Origin of the sequence: Aquabacter sp. L1I39, from assembly GCF_017742835.1 — a bacterium.
In the GTDB taxonomy this organism is placed as follows: domain Bacteria; phylum Pseudomonadota; class Alphaproteobacteria; order Rhizobiales; family Xanthobacteraceae; genus L1I39.
In genome coordinates, this window is the sequence record NZ_CP072392.1 from 2164597 (window position 1) to 2183504 (window position 18908).

Genomic DNA, 18908 nt, shown 5'->3' on the forward strand with positions numbered 1-18908 from the left:
ATCGGCGATGAGATTGACTTCGGTTGTCGTCGGGGCCCATGGCCCCGAACATTGAAATACCCGGGGCCCGGCGGTGGGAGCAGGTACATTCACGACCGCCTCATAGGCGCCCCACGGATCAGTTTCCGTTACCGTAGCGGTGCCCCAACTTGGACCCTGCGAAGACGTGCAACCAGTGAGAAGCCCGGCAAGGCTCGCGGCCAAAACCAAATGCCTCCCTGCTCCGCCAACCTGCCAAGCGTGAATGGACATGCCTTTTCTCCCTCCGGCCCGGCACCAGTCTTAGCCGAAGAGAACAAGGCGAGCCAGATACTTGACCTCAATCACCGAAGACGTGCGGTTCAGATGCCATCGAACCAGGCATCGATCTCATCGGGGGACATTCCTCCAAATCGCGCCATCGGACCGGCGAAGTCCGCCCAAGCGGCTGCAACGGCCGGGGAGACCGAGGTGAGGATGGGCAGGTCCGCGAGGACCGCCGCGTGAAACGCGTCGGTCAGGCCGCGCCCCTCCGCCTCCTGCCGCCCGAACTTGCTGAGGATGACCAGAGCCCTCTCCTCGCCGCCATCAAGACGGGCGATGGAAGCCTGCACCGCCGCACAGGCGGCGGCGAGGCCCTCGGGGTCCAGGCTGCACCCGGCAGCGCCTGGGCCAAGCTTCTGGTTGAGCGGGTATTGGCCCCCACTCGCCAGATCCAGAAGGTGCACATCGTCGGGATCATCGGGGTTCGGCAGGGTCTCCACCGCGCCCAGAACGAGAAGACCGCGAGCACGAAAGCGCTGCACGGCGTCTGCCAGCACACGGCGGACGCCCCCGCGATCTGCTCCCTGGAGGGCCAGAATCCGCGCTTGGCTCGTCATGGCCCGGCCCCTCCATCACCCCGCCACCGCGGTCGTCCCTGGGCATAGCTATACCAGCGATGGTTTCGCCTGGCATCGGCGCAGAGGTGAGACACGAAGGCAGGGGCTGAGACTGGGATGCGGCGGCAACGCGCGCCCCCCACCCGCCTATTGCCCCGCCGGAGGCGGCGCCTCGGCATTTGCAGCGCCTGCCGCCGCCGAAGAGCCCGCCCCCTTGTCGGTCCATTCCGGAGGCAGTCCCACGGCACTGCTGAAAAGTCCGCCGACGCCCTGCTCCCGTCCGAACGCCTCGCACGCCGCATATTTCGGGGCGCCCCCCGCCCAGGCCTGAACGCGCTCCGCGGAAGGTGGCCCCGACATTTTCTGGAACGGGCTCTCGCCTGTCACCACCAGCTTGCTGAAATCATCCCCGAAGGTTGCGGCAAGGTCATAGGCGTCGCCCACCTGGGAGATGCGCGCCGACCCGGACAGGGCATTGGCACCCTGGCCCCACACCATCGCCGCCTCCTGTATTCCGCGCGGCGTCACGGCTTCCGCCTCGATGGAGAGGCTGCCGAGGCCGATGGGCAGACGGGGCGTGGGAACAGGAACTCCGGGCAGCAGCACCGATTTCGCCACGGAGGCCGCCTTGGTCGCAGCCACCGCATTGGGATCGGTCGCAGCCATGTTTGTGATCACCGCATGAACCGTGAGGTCCGCCGGCTCGGAGCCCGACACCACCTTCAGGCGCTCGCTCAGGCCGGCGCAAAGCGAGCGATCCACCGCATTGGTCACGAGCTTGCGCTGTTCGGTCGAGATGCCTTGGGACTTTACCGCCGGCGAGAAAGCGGTCGGCACGAGGCGGACGGTCTTGGCCGCAAGGACGCTTTCCTTGTCCACGCGCAGCTTGGACTTGGCGAGGAGTCCATCGGCCTGAGTCAGGCCGGAATAAGAGGAGAGCGTCCCGGCCTCATCCAATGGGGCTGTGGCACATCCTGCGAGAAACAAAGGGGCAAGCGCGAAGCGCAGGGCTCCGCGAAACGTCAGGGGCGCCGGCATGAAACCGTCCTATGCGTCAAAATCAGCCAGAACGCGCGCAAGCCGACCCCAAGCGCGAGCAATGCCATAGCTGTCAAGGATTGCGGCGGAAGTACGGCCCAATCTCGCACGCGTCGGAGGTAGGAGAAGGCGGCGGCGATGCGCTTTTGGCCATCCCCAGATCCGTTCGCGCGCGACGATCCCGCGTGACGCGGTCCGGGCGGGCGAAGAGGAGGAGCGGCCTGTCGCCACGATTCCGAGGCCATCCAGCCCGCAGGCGCCCCGCCCGCCAACCGACCGGAGGAACACCCCGTCCCGTTCGGGCGCAGCCGCGCTCATTGACCGCCAGCAGGCGGCCGTCAGTTTTTCCGCCGCCCCCCCTTGCGGTAGCCCTTCGTTCCGGGATCCGGCCGCGGGCCGGGCCGGAAGTCCAAGGCGGAAAGGGGCTCGGCCCGGTCAGTGCCAGGACCCATATCGTCCAGGGAAGGCTTGGCCACCCGGGAAGAAGGCTTGGAGGCGGAAGGCTTGGGGGCGTGAAGCGGCATCTCGCCCATCTCGCGCGGCCCGCCAGCGGGCGTGTAACGGGCTTGGCCATCCTCCGCGCCAGGGTTGGCGGATGCGCCGGCCTTGCCGCGGCCCTTGCCCGCCGCCCTACCCGACGCCTTGGGCGGCTCGTTGGCGGCGTTGCCGTACTTTCGCGCCCCGCGATAGCCGCCGGTGCGGTCGTCCACCGCCTCCTGGCGGGCCATGGGATCGTCGGCCACCGCAAGCTCGGTGGCCTGGAGGCGCTTGATCTCGTCACGCAGGCGCGCCGCCTGCTCGAAGTCGAGATCGGCCGCCGCCGCCCGCATGCGCTTTTCCAGGTCCGCCATCACCGCCTTGAGGTTATGGCCGAAGGCGGCGCCTTCCTCGGCAAAGCCCGCATCCACCTGGACGTGATCGCGCTCATAGACGGAGTTGAGGATGTCGCCTATGGCCTTCTTCACGCTCTCGGGCGTGATGCCATGCTCGGTATTATAGGCCACCTGCTTCTCGCGGCGGCGCTGGGTCTCCGCCATGGCGCGCTGCATGGAGCCGGTCTCATGGTCGGCATAGAGGATGACCCGGCCATCGACGTTTCGCGCCGCGCGGCCGATGGTCTGGATGAGGGAGGTCTCCGAGCGCAGGAAGCCTTCCTTGTCCGCGTCGAGAATGGCCACCAACCCGCATTCGGGAATATCGAGGCCCTCGCGCAGCAGGTTGATGCCGATCAGCACGTCGAAGGCACCAAGCCGCAGGTCGCGGATGATCTCGATGCGCTCGATAGTGTCGATGTCCGAATGCATGTAGCGCACGCGGATGCCGTTCTCGTGGAGATACTCGGTCAGATCCTCCGCCATGCGCTTGGTGAGCACAGTGACGAGGGTGCGATAGCCTTTGGCGGCCACCGCCCGCACTTCGCCCAAGAGGTCGTCCACCTGGGTGCGCGCGGGGCGCACATCCACCGGCGGGTCGATGAGGCCGGTGGGGCGGATCACCTGCTCCACGAAGACGCCGCCGGTCTGGTCCATCTCCCAGCCGCCGGGGGTTGCGGAGACATGGACCGTCTGCGGGCGCATGGCCTCCCATTCCTCGAACCGCAGTGGCCGGTTGTCCATACAAGACGGGAGGCGGAAGCCGTATTCCGCCAGCGTTGCCTTGCGGCGGAAGTCGCCGCGATACATGGCGCCGATCTGCGGCACGGTCACATGGCTCTCGTCGATGAAGACGAGGGCATTGTCCGGCACATACTCGAACAGAGTGGGCGGCGGCTCGCCCGGCTTGCGCCCGGTGAGCCAGCGGGAATAATTCTCGATGCCAGCGCACGAACCCGTGGCCTCCATCATTTCCAGGTCGTAGCGCGTGCGCTGTTCCAGGCGCTGGGCTTCCAAGAGGCGGCCCATGCGGTTGAGCTCGTCGAGCCGCATGCGCAGCTCGTTCTTGATGCCGGAAATGGCCTGGATCAAGGTCGGGCGTGGCGTCACATAGTGCGATGAGGCATAGACCTTGATGGACTTCATGTCCCCGCTCTTGTGGCCGGTGAGCGGGTCGAACTCGGCGATGCTCTCCACCTCGTCGCCGAACAGCGAGACGCGCCAAGCGCGGTCCTCATAATGGGCGGGGAATATCTCGATATTATCGCCGCGCACCCGGAAGGTGCCGCGGGCGAAGTCCGACTGGATACGCTTGTATTGCAACGCCACCAGATCGGCGATCAACTGGCGCTGGTCGATGCGCTCCCCCACCTCCAGCTTGAAGGTCATGGAGGAATAGGTCTCCACCGAGCCGATACCATAGATGCAGGACACCGAGGCGACGATGATGACATCGTCCCGCTCCAGCAAGGCACGGGTCGCCGCATGGCGCATGCGGTCGATCTGCTCGTTGATGGAGGATTCCTTCTCGATATAAGTGTCGGTGCGGGGGACGTAGGCTTCCGGCTGGTAGTAATCGTAGTAGGATACGAAATACTCCACCGCATTGTCGGGAAAGAAGCTCTTGAACTCGCCATAGAGCTGCGCAGCAAGGGTCTTGTTGGGCGCGAGCACAATGGCGGGGCGCTGCAGCGTCTCGATCACCTTGGCCATGGTGAAAGTCTTTCCGGAGCCGGTCACACCCAGCAGCACCTGGTCGCGATCCCCGTTCCGGACACCCTGCGAGAGTTCCGCGATGGCCTGAGGCTGGTCGCCGGAGGGAGTGAAATCCGACTTCATCTCGAAGCGGACACCGCCCTCGCTCTTCTCCGGGCGCGGCGGGCGATGGGGCACCCAAGTCTGGCCGTTCACTTCCGGCCGACCCTTCTCAATGAGCTGTCCCAGCGCTGCAACGGTGGCGGAGGCCCCCGCCGACTGGAAATCGCCGGAGAGATCCCCGGGCGCCAGCCCCAGAGAGGCGGCGAGCGCGGGATCGAGACTCTGGACGGGGGCGGGCTCGAAATGGCGTTGGGAACGCTCGCCGAGCTTGCCGGGACGGGATGCTTTGGCCATGGCGCCAATATGGGGGCGAAACGGGAACGATGGAAGGGGCTGACGGGGGGCGCCCCATCAAAACGCCGCCTCGTGGCGCCCGCCGCCTCCCCCGGCCGTCCAGAACCTATTTGTCCATGATCATCTCGGCCCGGTTGATTTCTTGGATGACACGGACCAGCAGCTTTTCGGTCTCCGCCCAGTTCTGGAAGCCGCAGGCAATCTTTGTCACGTCAACGATGGACAGGACCACGCAGGAAAAGACATACACCATCATCTTTTCGGACGCGCTGGCACTGCCTCCGAAACGATCGAACCAGCGCAGCTTCCTGCCACCCTCCGTGTATTTGTCCTTGTCGCCCTTTGTAACAATTCCCGTAAAAGTCTTGTAAATATTCAAATACCCCAGTTCTTGAAGGACACGGATCACATCGATGGGAATGTCGGTGGCCGTATTGACCGTGGAGGCCTTCAGCCCCTTCTCCTTCCCCGCCGCCTTTCGAGACACGTTGTCGTTCACGATGATGGCGCACACCATGAAGAGTTGCACCGCCTTGTTCAGGTCCTTGGGCGTGGACGCGCCGTTCCGGAAAGGCGCGGTCAGGTCATCCACGATGGCACTCTTCAGAATGCGCACATATGCCTTGGAATTGTCCTCGACCGTCTTCCATTGTGTCACCGGCCCGCCCATGTTTACCTGGTTGGCGCCGCGCTGCAATGCCTTGAAAGCAATAGCGTTTTCGTTTCTCTTGCGCTCAAGCTCCTTGAGCGCGCTCGGTCCCTTGTCCCGCGCCTGATAGGGCTGGCTGTTCTTCCAGTTTCGCTCCACGAAATAGGCCACGATCAGAGCGGCGACCGCACGGGTGTGATTGCTTCGCGCCGAAGGCACGTCGTTCGGCGCGACGTAGAAGTCCGGATGCCTCTGCGCGAAACCGGGCGTTGCCCACGCTGCCATCTGGTAGGCCTTCAAGTCGGCCTTGAAGGACCGCACCACATTGACCTTGAGAATGTCTTCCAGAAGCGTGCGCAGAGACTTCTGCACCTCGATCATCTTGCTGGCGAAGCCCTCCAGCGTGTCGTAATTGGTCTGGATGTGGGACTTTAGCGCCTCGCCCTTGTCCGCGAACTTACTGGAATCAATGAACTTGTCGGTGGTAGAGATGCAAAGCTGGTTGCGCGTCTGGGGATTGATGGAAGCGGCGTTGGCAAAGGTCATCACATTTTCGACGCCGGTCTTGGAAAGCAACCCCGCCGCATTGCCTCCTGCAGCCTCAGCAATGCATTCATTGGTCCAGCGCAGCTTGGTGCGCATAACCAGATACCAGGCCAATCCGATGCCGTGGGTCTTGGGCTGGGCAATGAGGACCTTGGCTTTTTTGTTTGCGGCCGCACGCTCCTTTTCGCGCTTCTTGTCCTGAGCCTGCACTGCCGTATTGGCCTTCATCATATCCTTGGTGACATCCTTGGCAACGCCTTGCAGGGCCTTGTTCTGGGCGTCGGGATCGGTGCCGAGATGGGCGGGATCGGTGCCCATCAGGTTCGTCAGTTGCTGGGCAGGCACGCCGAAAGTGCTCGCAAGGGCGCCGGTATTCGTCATGTAGACGATCGCGGCGGAAGAGCCCATGGCCACCGCGCCGCCGACGCCGCCCATGACGTAGCCGGCAGCGATGGGGCCAACCAGAGGCACTTGGGACGCGCTGATGGCAAGGCCCACGTCCAGGAGTTCGATCACCGGACCGGCCTCCGCCGTGTAAGCCGTGGTGAGGCGCGCCTTCATGCTGTCAGAGGCGCCGTTCACCGCGCTTGAGAACTTCAGGCTGTCGAACGCCCCAAGGACGCTGGAGGGCGCCACGCTCAAAGCGCTTTGCGAGAGCTCGGTGGCCACTGACGAGACACAGCTTGAGAAGTGCATGGCAAAGGGTGTCTGGGCATTGGCCGAGTCCCGCGCAAATTCCAGCAGCGCCACCGCCCGCTCGGCAACCGCTTCCGTCGAGATCTTCGAGCTGAACGCACCGTAGGTGTTCTGCAATTCGGCGACCGGATCGAGAGGCACCCCCCGACCGAAAAGCTTGTCCATATCGGTCTTGCCTAGGAGTTTCCCGATGAGTGCATTGACGTTCGCCATGAGACCACCTTGAGAAGCGCGGAGACCAGCCGACACAGGGAAGAAGGCCTGACGGCCTCGGGCGAAAGGGATCGAGACCCGCGGCGCACCAGGGCTATCCAGATCGACGGCGCAGCGACGCTCGCTTGACGTGAACGCGCCTCACCGGACCGGGACGCAGAGCGGACCCGATATACATCACTTACTGATATTTTTATTTTAATTCTGACATCAATGACTTTGAGTCAGAAGAATAACTCTTAAGTCAGCTTTCATTCTGACTTGAATATAGATGGGCAAATTGACGACCGTACGACATGCGAGGGCGCGCGGGCGCCCCTCCCGACAGGAGGCACGCGCGCCGCTGCCAATCCGTTGAAGTCAAGAGTCGCCGCGGACTAACACCGGCCGCCCGCAAGGCTCCGCCAGGACGCAAGGCCCACCCATATCTCCAGGCCCACCGGCGTCATCCGTGTAAACGGCCAGGCGGACGCACGGCACTCACGAGACAAATCGTCGAGCACCGTCACGCGGTTCGGCCTGGTCCGCGAAGGGCCTCAGCCGTCCACCCCCCGCAGCCGCGCGAGGACGCGATCGCGTCCCAGCAGGGGCAGCAGAGCAGCGAGTTCGGGTCCCTTCGCCTGACCGGTCAGCGCAATGCGCAGGGGCGCGAAGAGGCTATGGCCGGTGCGTCCCGAGACGGTCTTCAACGCCCCGACCCAAGCGCGATAGGCGCCCGCATCCCAGGGCTCTTCCGGCAGAAGGGCGGCAGCGCTCTCAAGGAAAGCCGCATCCTGCGGATCCCTCCCCCAGCAGGCCGACCGGGAGATCACGTGCCACCAGGCCTGCGCTTCGGCGAGCCGGGAAACATTGCCGCGCACCGCAAGCCAAAAGGCTTCGCCGCCCCCAATGCCCAAGTCCGCCAGGCGTCCGGCCACGCGCTCATACGGCATCTGGTGCAAGGTGCGCGCCGAGAGGGCCGACAGTTCAGCCGGGTCGAAGCGCGCCGGAGCCCGGGAGATATGCGACAGATCGATCCGAGCCGCCAACGCATCCAGGCTTTCCACCGGCGCCACGGCTTCCGACGTGCCCACCAGGACCGAGATGGCAGCGACCGCCAGGGGCTCGTATCCCTCTTCCCGCAGCGATTGCAGCGAGAGATGCCCGAGCCGCTTGGACAGGCCCTCGCCTGACGGCAACGTCAGCAGATTGTGGTGGGCGAACCGCGGCGTCGCACCGCCAAGGGCCTCGAACAACTGGATCTGCACGCCGGTATTGGTGACGTGGTCCTCACCTCGGATGATGTCGGTGACGCCGAACTCCAGGTCATCCACCACCGAGGTGAGCGTATACAGGAAGGTGCCGTCCGCCCGCACCAGAACAGGGTCCGACAGGCTGGTCATGTCCACATGCTGCGGCCCGCGCACGCCATCCTCCCAGATGGCGGGGTTGGGCTCCAGCTTGAACCGCCAATAGGGGCGCCTGCCCTCCGCCTCCAGCCGCGCGCGATCCGCGTCCGTCAGCTTGAGCGCGGCGCGGTCATAGACCGGTGGCAGTCCGCGGGAGCGCTGAAGGCCGCGCCTGAGGGTCAGCTCCTCCTCGCTCTCATAGGCCGGATAGAGCCGCCCCGCCGCTTTCAGGGCCGCCACCGCAGCCTCGTATCGATCAAGGCGCGCCGACTGATACTCAACGCGATCCGGAACGATGCCGAACCATTCCAGGTCGCGGGCGATGGCCGCGGCGAACTCCGCGGTGGACCGGGCCGTGTCGGTGTCGTCATAGCGCAGAATGAAGGTGCCGCCCGCGCGCCGCGCCAGCAGCGCATTGAGCAAGGCGGTACGCAAGTTGCCGACATGCAGGAGGCCGGTGGGCGAAGGCGCGAAGCGCAGAACGAGCTTGGACATGAGGCTACGGCATAAACCGCACCGCAGCGGGAGGGAAGCGGCATTCGTGCCCCTCGCGCGGGCGCCAGTCTCTGCGCGAACGCAGCACCCTGTTTGCTCCACCGGGACATGCCCGTCCCCTCGGCAGCAAAAAAGAGAAGGCCGCCGGCGCGAAAGCCGGCGGCCTGATCCCTCATGGGGCCGTCACTGGGGCGGCGGCGCTCCGGGCGGCTGGCCCTGCTGCGGCTGGCCGCCGGGTGCGGGCCGCTGAGGCTGACCGCCAGGCGCTGGCCGTTGGGGCTGACCGCCCTGGGGCGGCTGTGCACCCGGGGGACGCGCCTGCTGCGGCTGCCCTTGCGGGGGCTGACCGGGAGGTGGCCGCTGCGGCCGCGCCTGCTGGGGCGGCTGGCCGGGCTGCTGCTGCCATCCCGGCGCGGGACGGTGCGGCTGCATCTGCTGCGGCTGACCTGGCGTGACGGGCATGGTGGAAGGACCGCCGGGACGACCGGGGCCGCCAGGACCACCGGGGCCGCCTGGCCCCGCTGGGCCTCCAGGCCCACCCGGATGTCCCGGATTGCCAGGATTACCCGGCCGCCCAGGATACACCGGACCACCCGGCCCCCCCGGACCGCCGGGCCGGCCGGGACCGCCGGCATTGGGCGGCGGCGGATTGCCGGGATGCCCCGGCCAGCCGGGGCCACCGGGTCCACCGGGTCCAGCTGGGCCACCGGGGTGCCCCGGATAGCCGGGATAGCCAGGCGGACGTCCTGGAGCGCCCGGAGGATAGGGGCGCGGCCCATTCCACCACCCGGGCGGGCGGGGCCCCGGACCCGGAGGCGGCGGGCCCCAGCCCGGACGCGGCCGGGGATTGTAGTATTGCCAACGATTATACTGGTTCCACCAGGGCGAGCCGCGATAATAGCTGCCCCAGTAGTTCCCGAAATTGAAGGTGACGACCGGCAGGCCGATCACAGGCGCATATTCCGGCACCAGCACAGTCTGGCCTTGGTAGGAGAAGCCGAGATATTCGCCATAGACCCAGCCGCGATAACGCCCATAGCCCACGTCGCACCAGGACTGGTTCGACAGGCAGCCGAAGATCTCCACCGGCACGCCACGCGGCAGCACGGTCACCTTCGGATAGGCCGTATCGGGACCGGCCCGCATGTTCACATTGCCGGTGGTGAAGCCAGGCGCCGCTTCCGCGGCGGACGCCAGCCCCATCATCCCGGCCACAAGTCCGACCACCCACACCGACTTGGTCATTTCATCCTCGCCGTTCGGCTGTCCCCGCCGATACTCCCATTTCTTGATTGTTTCCATGGCATTTGCGGTCCGTTGACGTGGCGGGATTACGTCAAGGTGCCGGTTTCATTATGTAAAGGTGAAAGGAACCACAGCGCGGTTATCGGGGTCGGTGCGAATTTCCCGGTCCAAAGGCGGAAAGGCGCGCAGGTCGCAGTCCGGGCGGGGGCAGATTCGGCAGGACACGCCCAGGCGCGCCACCGGCGCGGCCTTCAGGTCGAGACCATCCGCATAGACCATATCATCTGCATAGGAGACCTCGCAGCCGAGCCCCAGGGCATAGACTCGCTGGGGGGCATCGTGGCGCGTCACGGGCGCGCTGACGGTTCGTGCCAGGCAGAGATAGCGCACCCCGTCCGGCATTTCCCCAACCTGCACCAGCGTGCGGCCGGGGCTCTCGAACGCCTGGTGCACGTTCCATACCGCGCAGGCGCCGCCCAGGCGGGCAAACTGGAAGCGCGTCGCGCTATGCCGCTTGGTGATGTTGCCGGCGCGATCCACCTTGGCGAAATAGAACGGCACGCCCTTTAGCCCGGCCCGCTGGAGCGTGGACAGGCGATGGCACACCTGCTCCAGGCTCGCCCCGGTCTCGTGGGAGAGGCGGTCCAGGTCATGACGGAGCGTGCGCGCGAGGCGCAGGAACCGGCCATAGGGCAGCACCAGCGCGCCGGCGAAATAATTGTGCAGGGCCAGCCGGCAGATTTCCCCGGCGGTGGCGCTGCGGAACCCGCCATTGGCCACAAGGCCGTCCACCATGGCCTTGTGCTCGAGCCGCGCGATGGTGGTGCCCAGCTGGAACGCGGCGGCGGCCGGGGACAGAAGCGGCGACAGGCGCAGGCGCCGGGCGCGGGGATCGAACTGGGACAGGGCCTCGTCCCCGCCGCTGGCGCTGCGCCCCAGAGGGAGGGGCTCCACCTCCACCCGCAGGCGATCGCGCAGATAGGCGGTCAGGGCCGCGCGGGGATCGGCGCCGGAGAGGATGCCCAACGTTTCCGCGCAGGCCTCCGCCGCCCGGTCGAGCGGATCCACATAATTGTCGATGTAGTGGAAATAGTCCCGCACCTCCTCATAGGGCACGAGCTTCGCGTCCGCTGTGCCGAGACCCGAGGTGAGCATGTCATCCAGCGAGGCCCGCCACTCGGCGGTGCGGCCCAGCGCCACATGCATGCGCAGGAAGGCATGGGCGAAGGCGGGGGAAAGGTTGGTCACCGCCTTCAGATCCTGGAGACTCAGTTCCAGGTCGCGGAACAAAGGATCGGCGGTGGCCTCCCGCAGGTCTGCCACCAGTCGGTCGAGATCCTCCGCGCCGAAGGAGGTGATGTCGACCCCGAAGGTGCGGCTGATGGCGATGAGAACCGAGGCGGTGAGCGGCCTCTGGTTGCTCTCCATCTGGTTCACATAGGAGGGCGACACCCCCAGCCGGTGCGCCAGCTCGCCCTGTTTCAGCCCGAGCTTTTCGCGCAGGCGCCGCAAGGCATGGCCGGCGAAAACCTTCTGCCGCATGGTCCGCTCCTCCCCCTCCGGCCGGCACAACCCATGCGGCTGCGCAAATGCGAATTTTTTACAAGTTACACGTTTAACTTTTTACATATTCAATTGTCACCTCGCATTTGCTAGCGCACGCCTCCAGTGCCGCTTTTCGTCCGCCAAAGCCCTAGCCGGGCCTTTTCCTCGGGCGTTCGGCACCGTTAGACTGATTTCACAATTGGTGCAGCGCGGGACGCCCGGGGGACGGAATGAAAGAAATCCTGGAAGAGCTCGAGAACCGGCGCGGCGTTGCCCGCCTGGGTGGTGGCGAGAAGCGCATCGAGGCCCAGCATGCGCGCGGCAAGCTCACCGCCCGCGAGCGCATCGAGCTGCTCCTGGACAAGGGCTCCTTCGAGGAGTTCGACACCTTCGTGCAGCATCGCTGCATCGACTTCGGCATGGAGAAGCAGAAGATCCCGGGCGATGGCGTCGTCACCGGCTGGGGCACGGTCAATGGCCGCCAGGTCTTCGTCTTCGCCAAGGACTTCACGGTGTTCGGCGGCTCCCTCTCCGAAGAGCATGCCCGCAAGATCACCAAGATCCAGGACATGGCCCTGAAGACCCGCGCGCCCATCATCGGCCTGTTCGATGCCGGCGGCGCGCGCATCCAGGAGGGCGTCGCGGCGCTCGGCGGCTATGGCGAGGTGTTCAAGCGCAACGTCATCGCCTCGGGCGTCATCCCGCAGATTTCGCTCATCATGGGCCCCTGCGCCGGCGGCGACGTCTATTCGCCGGCCATGACCGACTTCATCTTCATGGTCCGCGACACGTCCTACATGTTCGTGACTGGCCCGGACGTGGTGAAGACCGTCACCAACGAGACCGTCACCTCGGAGGAACTGGGCGGCGCCAAGGTGCACACCACCAAGTCCTCGGTGGCGGATGGCGCCTATGAGAACGACGTGGAGATGCTGCTCCAGACCCGTCGCCTCATCGACTTCCTGCCGCTCAACAACCAGGCGGGCGTGCCCGAATGGCCCTCCTTCGACGATCCCGCGAAGGTGGATGAGAGCCTCGACACGCTGATCCCCGACAATCCCAACAAGCCCTACGACATTAAGGAACTGATCCTGAAGGTGGTGGACGAGGGCGACTTCTTCGAGATTCAGGCCGCCTTCGCCAAGAACATCGTCACGGGCTTTGGCCGCATTGAGGGGCGCACGGTGGGCTTCGTCGCCAACCAGCCCATGGTGCTGGCCGGCGTGCTCGACGCCGACGCCTCACGGAAGGCCGCCCGCTTCGTGCGCTTCTGCGATGCCTTCGAGATCCCGATCGTCACCTTCGTGGACGTGCCCGGCTTCCTGCCCGGCACCGCGCAGGAATATGGCGGCCTCATCAAGCACGGCGCCAAGCTGCTGTTCGCCTATTCGCAGGCGACCGTCCCGCTGGTCACGGTCATCACCCGCAAGGCGTTTGGCGGCGCCTATGACGTGATGGCCTCCAAGCATGTGGGCGGCGATGTCAATTATGCCTGGCCCACCGCCCAGATCGCGGTGATGGGCGCCAAGGGCGCGGTGGAGATCATCTTCCGGGCCGACATGGGCGATCCCGACAAGATCGCCGCCCAGACCAAGAATTACGAACAGCGCTTCCTCTCGCCCTTCGTGGCGGCGGAGCGGGGCTATATCGACGAAGTCATCATGCCCCATTCCACGAGGAAGCGCCTTGCCCGCGCACTCGCCATGCTCCGCTCCAAGAAGCAGGAGCTGCCGGCGAAGAAGCACGACAACCTGCCGCTCTAGCAGGGCTGCGGCCCGGGCGCGCCCCGGGCTTCCACGCGGCGCCGGACCGGCGACGCATGGGGGATGGCCGTGGATGGCCGGGACGAGCCCGGCCATGACGGTGGCAAAGGACAATGGGCGCCACGCGCCGAGGGGACGGACGAAAATGTTCTCGAAGATCCTGATCGCAAACCGGGGCGAGATCGCCTGCCGCGTCATCAAGACCGCGCGCAAGATGGGCATCAAGACGGTGGCCGTCTATTCGGACGCCGACAAGGACGCGCTCCATGTGGAGATGGCGGACGAGGCCGTGCATATCGGCCCGCCGCAGGCCGCCCAGTCCTATCTGATCATCGACAAGATCATCGATGCGTGTAAGCAAACGGGCGCCGAGGCGGTGCATCCGGGCTATGGCTTCCTGTCCGAGCGCGCCGCCTTCCCGCGCGCGCTGGCGGAGGCGGGCATCGTCTTCATCGGCCCCAATCCCCATGCCATCGACGCCATGGGCGACAAGATCGAATCCAAGAAGGCGGCGGCGGCGGCAAAGGTGTCCACCGTTCCCGGCTATCTCGGCGTGATCGAGGATGGCACCAAGGCGGCCGAGATCGCCGACGAGATCGGCTATCCCGTCATGATCAAGGCCTCCGCCGGCGGCGGCGGCAAGGGCATGCGCATCGCCTATTCCCGCGCCGAGGTGCAGGACGGCTTCGACCGCGCCAAGTCCGAGGCCAAGTCCTCCTTCGGCGATGACCGGGTGTTCGTCGAGAAGTTCATCGTCGACCCCCGCCACATCGAGATCCAGGTGCTGGGCGACAAGCACGGCAATGTGGTCTATCTGGGCGAGCGCGAATGCTCCATCCAGCGCCGCAACCAGAAGGTGGTGGAAGAAGCCCCCTCCCCGCTGCTGGACGAAGAGACCCGCAAGAAGATGGGCGAGCAGGCCGTGGCTCTGGCCAAGGCGGTTGGCTATGACAGCGCCGGCACGGTGGAGTTCGTGGCCGGCCAGGACAAGAGCTTCTACTTCCTGGAGATGAACACCCGCCTCCAGGTGGAGCACCCGGTCACCGAGCTCATCACCGGCATCGACCTTGTGGAGCAGATGATCCGCGTCGCCGCCGGCGAGCCGCTCACCTTCTCCCAGGGCGATGTGAAGCTGAACGGCTGGGCGGTGGAAAGCCGCGTCTATGCGGAAGACCCCTACCGCTCCTTCCTGCCCTCCACCGGCCGCCTGGTGCGCTACCGCCCGCCGGCGGAAGGCAAGACCGGCGACATCACCGTGCGCAACGACACGGGCGTCTATGAAGGCGGCGAGATCTCGCTCTTCTACGATCCCATGATCGCCAAGCTGGTGACGCACGCCCCCACCCGCGCCGAGGCCATCGAGGCCCAGGCGGATGCGCTCGATGCCTTCGCCATTGACGGCATCGGCCACAACATTCCCTTCCTCTCCGCGCTGATGGCCCATCCGCGCTGGAAGTCGGGCAAGCTCTCCACCGGCTTCATCGCCGAGGAATATCCCGAGGGCTTCCATGCCCGCGCGGCGGAAGGCGAGACGGCGCAGGTGATGGCGGCGGTGGCCGCCGTGATCGACCACGTGCAGAATGCCCGCAAGCGCCACATCTCCGGCCAGATGATGGGCAAGCCCGTCACCTTCGAGACCCGCCGCGTGGTGCGGCTCGACGGCGAGGGCGGCACGCAGCTCATTCCTTGCGAGATCGAGACCGAGGACACGGGCTTCCTGGTCCACCTGAAGGACTGGCACAACGCCACCACCGCGACCTTGCACCTTGCCTCGGGCTGGAAGCCCGGCGACGTGGTGTGGGCCGGCACGGTCGGCGGCGACACCGTCGCCGTGCAGGTGCGCCCCATCCTCAATGGCGTCGCCCTCGCCCATAAGGGCGTGGCGGTGCAGGCGCGGGTCTATACGGAGCGGGAGGCGCAGCTTGCCGCCCTCATGCCGGAAAAGACCACGGCCGGAGGCGGCAAGGAACTCCTCTGCCCCATGCCGGGCCTTGTGGTCTCCATCGCCGTGCAGCCCGGCCAGGACGTGAAGGCCGGCGAGGCCCTCGCGGTGGTGGAGGCCATGAAGATGGAAAACGTGCTGCGCGCCGAGCGCGACGGCATCATCAAGGCCATCCACGCCAAGCCCGGTGACAGCCTGGCGGTGGACGCGGTGATCCTGGAATTCGCGTGATGGCACGCGGGCCGGCAGATCAAGGCCCCGGTCGGCCCGCGTTGACAATGGGTGTCAACATGCCCCCCTCTCCCTGTCACGGCTGGGCCCCCCCGGCCGCGATGACCTGAAGAAGGTGGCTTGAGCATGCGGCTCCTCTCTCATCTCCTGAAGCGGTTCGTCCGCAATGGACAGCTCACGGTGGTGAATGCGGCCGGCCAAAGGTTCGTCTTCGGCTCCGGCGAGAACGGGCCGCGCGTGACCGCGCGCCTCCACGACCAGAAGCTGGAGCGGGACCTGTTCCTCAATCCCGAGCTTGCCGCCGCCGAGGCCTATATGGACGGGCGCCTCACCTTCGAGGAAGGGGGCACCGTCTTCGATCTGCTGCTGCTCTTCTCGGTCAATCGCAGCGGGCTCGGCAGCCATCCGGTGCAGCAGGCGCTGCGCAAGGGCTGGCGGGCGCTGCGGCGCTTTCACCAGGCCAATCCGGTGGCCCGCGCCAAGACCAATGCGGCGAGCCATTATGATCACCCGGCCGAATTCTACCGGCTGTGGCTCGACGAGACCATGGCCTATAGCTGCGCCTATTTCGAGGAGCCGGACCAGCCTCTGGCGGACGCCCAGCGCAACAAGTTCCGCCATGTGGCGGCCAAGCTCGGCCTTTCGCCGGGCATGCGGGTGGCGGAGATCGGCTCGGGCTGGGGCGGGCTGTCCATTTATCTGGCCAAGCAGTGCGGCGTGCATGTCACCGCCATCAATGTCTCGCCGGAGCAACTGGCCGAATCCCGGCGCCTTGCCGAAATCGCGGGCGTGGCCGACCAGATCGACTTCCGAGAAGTGGATTATCGCGACCTCACCGGCACCTATGACCGGGTGGTCTCCATCGGCATGATGGAACATGTGGGCGTTGCTCATTTCGACGCCTATTTCACCCGCATCCGGGAGCTTCTCGCCCCCGGCGGCTTCGCCTTGGTGCATGCCATCGGCCGCATGTCGCCCCCCGGCACCACCGCGCCGTTCATCCGCAAATACATCTTCCCGGGCGGCTATGTGCCGGCCTTGTCGGAAGTGTTCGCCTCCACCGAGCGCACCCATCTTTGGGTGGCTGACATGGAGGTGCTGCGGCTCCATTACTACTGGACCATCCGCGCCTGGCGCCGCAGATTCGAGGCGCGCCGGAGCGAAGTGGAGGCCATGATGGGCGCCCGCTTCACCCGCATGTGGGACTTCTACCTTTCCGCGGTGGAGCTGGGCTTCCTGCACGGCTCAAACATGGTGTTCCAACTCCTGCTGAGCGAGCGGCGCGACGACGTGCCGGTGCGGCGGGACTTCATGTTCACGAACGAGCAGGCCCTGCTTGCGCGCGACAGCCTCAAGGATGAACCGGCATGACCGACCTGCCCTTCCTCACGACGCTCAAGCCCGTGACCCGCGAGGACTGGCTGAAGCTCGTCGATGGCGTGCTGAAGGGCGCGCCCTATGACAAGAAGCTGGTGTCGCGCACCTATGACGGGCTGGTGCTGGATCCCCTGCCGCCCCGCAAGGCGGACGCCGCCCCGGTGTTCGGGCGAACGCCCGGGGCGCCCTGGACCATCAGCGCGCGGGTGGACCAGGCCGACCCGGTCGCCGCCAACACCCAGGCACTGGACGACCTCAATGGCGGCGCCTCCGGGCTGACGCTGGTCTTCGCCTCCTCGCCCCACGCCCACGGCTTCGGCCTGCCGGACGGAGAGGTGCTGACCCGCGTGCTGGATTCCGTGATGCTCGACCTGATCGAGACGCGGGTGGAGAGCGGCCGCTTCCAGGGCCGCGAGGATGCGCTGGCGGTGGCCAAGCTCGTGGAAGATCTCGGCCAGAGCCCGGCGGGCCTTGCCATCTCCTTCGGCCTTGATCCCCTCGCCGACATGGCGGCCGCCGGCTCCGCGCCCATGCCCTGGGCGAACCTCTCCCATCGCTTCGCCGAGACCTTCCAGATCCTGTCCGGACGCGGCTTCACCTCCCCCATCGCGCGGGCGGACGGCGCCGTGCACCATGCGGCCGGCGCCTCCGATGCGCAGGAACTTGCGGCTGTCATCGCCACCGGCGTCGCCTATCTGCGGGCGCTGGAGGCGGCGGGGGTCGATCTTTCCACCGCAGCGGCCGGCATCGAACTGGCGCTGACAGCCGACGTGAACCAGTTCGCCACCATCGCCAAGTTCCGCGCCGTGCGCCTGCTCTGGGGCACGGTGCTGCGGGAGGCGGGCATCGCTGCGGGGCCGGCCAAGGTGCATGCCACCACCGCCTGGCGCTCGCTCACCCGGCGCGACCCTTATGTAAACCTGCTGCGCACCACCATCGCGGCGTTTGCGGCGGGCGTCGGCGGGGCGGACAGCATCACCGTCCTGCCCTTCACCCAGGCGCTGGGCCTGCCCGATCCGTTCGCGCGCCGGCTCGCCCGCAACACGCAACTGGTGCTGCTGGAAGAATCCAACCTGCACAAGGTCAGCGATCCCGGCGCCGGCTCCTGCGCGGTGGAGACGCAGACCGATGGGCTCGCAGCCGCCGCCTGGGACATTTTCCGCGCCATCGAGCGCAAAGGCGGCATGGCCGAAGCCCTCACGCTGGGCTGGTGGCAAGGCGAGGTGGCGGCGGTCGCCGCCAAGCGCGCCAAGGATGTGGCGAGCCGCAAGGAGCCGGTGACCGGCACCTCGGAATATCCCATCCTGATCCAGGCCGTGCCCGAGGTGCTGGAGGCCGCCCCCCTGGTGGTGGCGCCGGCATCCGACGCCGCGCTCGTGCCCCATCGCCTCGCCGAGCCGTTCGAGCTCCTGCGCGACGCGGCCGAGGCGGCCGGGAGCCCCAAGGTCTTCCTGGCGACGCTTGGCCCCATCGCGGCCTTCACGGCGCGGGCCACCTATGCCAAGAATTTCTTCGAGGCCGGCGGCCTGCCTGCCGCCGTGCCGGACGGTTATGGGGACCTCGAGGCGCTGCTCGCGGCCTTCACGGCTTCGGGCGCCAAGCTCGCCTGCCTGGCCTCTTCCGACGAACTCTATGCCTCGGACGCCGCCAACGCCGCCGCCGCGCTGAAGGCCGCCGGCGCCACCGTGTGGCTGGCCGGTCGGCCGGGCGATCTGGAAGAGCCGCTGAAGGCGGCGGGCGTCGAGGGCTTCATCTTCGCCGGCGGCGATGTGCTGGAGACGCTCACCCGCGCCCACACGGCGATCGGGATCTGAGGGTTAGGGGCCTGCGCCTTTCCCCCTCCACGGCCCTCCCCCGCAAGCGGGAGAGGGAGCCAGGTCCGCGAGAGGGAAAAGCCCTCTCCCGCCTGCGGGGGAGGGTTGGAATGGGGAAGGCC

Annotated in this window: 11 protein-coding genes; 4 read left to right on the forward strand and 7 right to left on the reverse strand. The window is 66.5% G+C overall.

Features of this window, described 5'->3' with window-relative positions; all coding sequences use genetic code 11:
• Positions 1 to 341: 341 nt before the first annotated feature.
• From J5J86_RS09465 to J5J86_RS09495, 7 genes are all read right to left on the reverse strand, one after another.
• Positions 342 to 860 (reverse strand): DUF2478 domain-containing protein, encoded by a 519-nt coding sequence (locus J5J86_RS09465; RefSeq protein ID WP_209104626.1) that lies wholly within the window; start codon positions 858 to 860, stop codon positions 342 to 344.
• Between the two features lie 147 nt (positions 861 to 1007).
• On the reverse strand, positions 1008 to 1898 hold the full coding sequence (locus J5J86_RS09470) for a DUF3313 domain-containing protein (RefSeq protein WP_209104627.1): 891 nt from the start codon (positions 1896 to 1898) through the stop codon (positions 1008 to 1010).
• Positions 1899 to 2236: 338 nt separating this feature from the next.
• Positions 2237 to 4882 (reverse strand): excinuclease ABC subunit UvrB, encoded by a 2646-nt coding sequence (uvrB, locus tag J5J86_RS09475; RefSeq protein ID WP_209104628.1) that lies wholly within the window; start codon positions 4880 to 4882, stop codon positions 2237 to 2239.
• Between the two features lie 106 nt (positions 4883 to 4988).
• Positions 4989 to 6986: a hypothetical protein gene (locus J5J86_RS09480; RefSeq protein ID WP_209104629.1), complete on the reverse strand. Its 1998-nt coding sequence runs from the start codon at positions 6984 to 6986 to the stop codon at positions 4989 to 4991.
• 536 nt (positions 6987 to 7522) lie between these two features.
• Positions 7523 to 8869 (reverse strand): glutamate--tRNA ligase, encoded by a 1347-nt coding sequence (locus J5J86_RS09485; protein WP_209104630.1) that lies wholly within the window; start codon positions 8867 to 8869, stop codon positions 7523 to 7525.
• Positions 8870 to 9052: 183 nt separating this feature from the next.
• Entirely contained in the window at positions 9053 to 10114 is a 1062-nt protein-coding gene (locus J5J86_RS09490) for an SH3 domain-containing protein (protein ID WP_209104631.1), read from the reverse strand.
• Positions 10115 to 10222: 108 nt separating this feature from the next.
• A complete protein-coding gene (locus J5J86_RS09495) occupies positions 10223 to 11656 on the reverse strand; it encodes a helix-turn-helix domain-containing protein (RefSeq protein ID WP_209104632.1) in 1434 nt (477 codons plus the stop codon).
• 233 nt (positions 11657 to 11889) lie between these two features.
• Between J5J86_RS09495 and J5J86_RS09500 the strand changes: the two genes are divergently transcribed.
• The 4 genes from J5J86_RS09500 to J5J86_RS09515 all read left to right on the forward strand — a co-directional run bounded on the left by J5J86_RS09500 (position 11890) and on the right by J5J86_RS09515 (position 18786).
• Positions 11890 to 13422 (forward strand): acyl-CoA carboxylase subunit beta, encoded by a 1533-nt coding sequence (locus J5J86_RS09500; RefSeq protein WP_209104633.1) that lies wholly within the window; start codon positions 11890 to 11892, stop codon positions 13420 to 13422.
• 145 nt (positions 13423 to 13567) lie between these two features.
• Positions 13568 to 15595: an acetyl-CoA carboxylase biotin carboxylase subunit gene (locus J5J86_RS09505; protein ID WP_209104634.1), complete on the forward strand. Its 2028-nt coding sequence runs from the start codon at positions 13568 to 13570 to the stop codon at positions 15593 to 15595.
• Between the two features lie 126 nt (positions 15596 to 15721).
• On the forward strand, positions 15722 to 16966 hold the full coding sequence (locus J5J86_RS09510) for an SAM-dependent methyltransferase (protein ID WP_209104635.1): 1245 nt from the start codon (positions 15722 to 15724) through the stop codon (positions 16964 to 16966).
• Positions 16963 to 18786, forward strand: coding sequence for a methylmalonyl-CoA mutase family protein (locus J5J86_RS09515; protein WP_209104636.1), 1824 nt, complete (start codon positions 16963 to 16965; stop codon positions 18784 to 18786). The genes J5J86_RS09510 and J5J86_RS09515 overlap by 4 nt, the downstream gene beginning before the upstream one ends.
• The last annotated feature ends 122 nt before the right edge of the window (positions 18787 to 18908 follow it).

Bases quoted from the DNA above. Each gene is read 5' to 3' on its own strand.
- J5J86_RS09465 (WP_209104626.1), bottom strand. From the start codon at position 860: ATGACGAGCCAAGCGCGGATTCTGGCCCTCCAGGGAGCAGATCGCGGG.
- J5J86_RS09470 (WP_209104627.1), bottom strand. From the start codon at position 1,898: ATGCCGGCGCCCCTGACGTTTCGCGGAGCCCTGCGCTTCGCGCTTGCC.
- uvrB (WP_209104628.1), bottom strand. From the start codon at position 4,882: ATGGCCAAAGCATCCCGTCCCGGCAAGCTCGGCGAGCGTTCCCAACGC.
- J5J86_RS09480 (WP_209104629.1), bottom strand. From the start codon at position 6,986: ATGGCGAACGTCAATGCACTCATCGGGAAACTCCTAGGCAAGACCGAT.
- J5J86_RS09485 (WP_209104630.1), bottom strand. From the start codon at position 8,869: ATGTCCAAGCTCGTTCTGCGCTTCGCGCCTTCGCCCACCGGCCTCCTG.
- J5J86_RS09490 (WP_209104631.1), bottom strand. From the start codon at position 10,114: ATGACCAAGTCGGTGTGGGTGGTCGGACTTGTGGCCGGGATGATGGGG.
- J5J86_RS09495 (WP_209104632.1), bottom strand. From the start codon at position 11,656: ATGCGGCAGAAGGTTTTCGCCGGCCATGCCTTGCGGCGCCTGCGCGAA.
- J5J86_RS09500 (WP_209104633.1), top strand. From the start codon at position 11,890: ATGAAAGAAATCCTGGAAGAGCTCGAGAACCGGCGCGGCGTTGCCCGC.
- J5J86_RS09505 (WP_209104634.1), top strand. From the start codon at position 13,568: ATGTTCTCGAAGATCCTGATCGCAAACCGGGGCGAGATCGCCTGCCGC.
- J5J86_RS09510 (WP_209104635.1), top strand. From the start codon at position 15,722: ATGCGGCTCCTCTCTCATCTCCTGAAGCGGTTCGTCCGCAATGGACAG.
- J5J86_RS09515 (WP_209104636.1), top strand. From the start codon at position 16,963: ATGACCGACCTGCCCTTCCTCACGACGCTCAAGCCCGTGACCCGCGAG.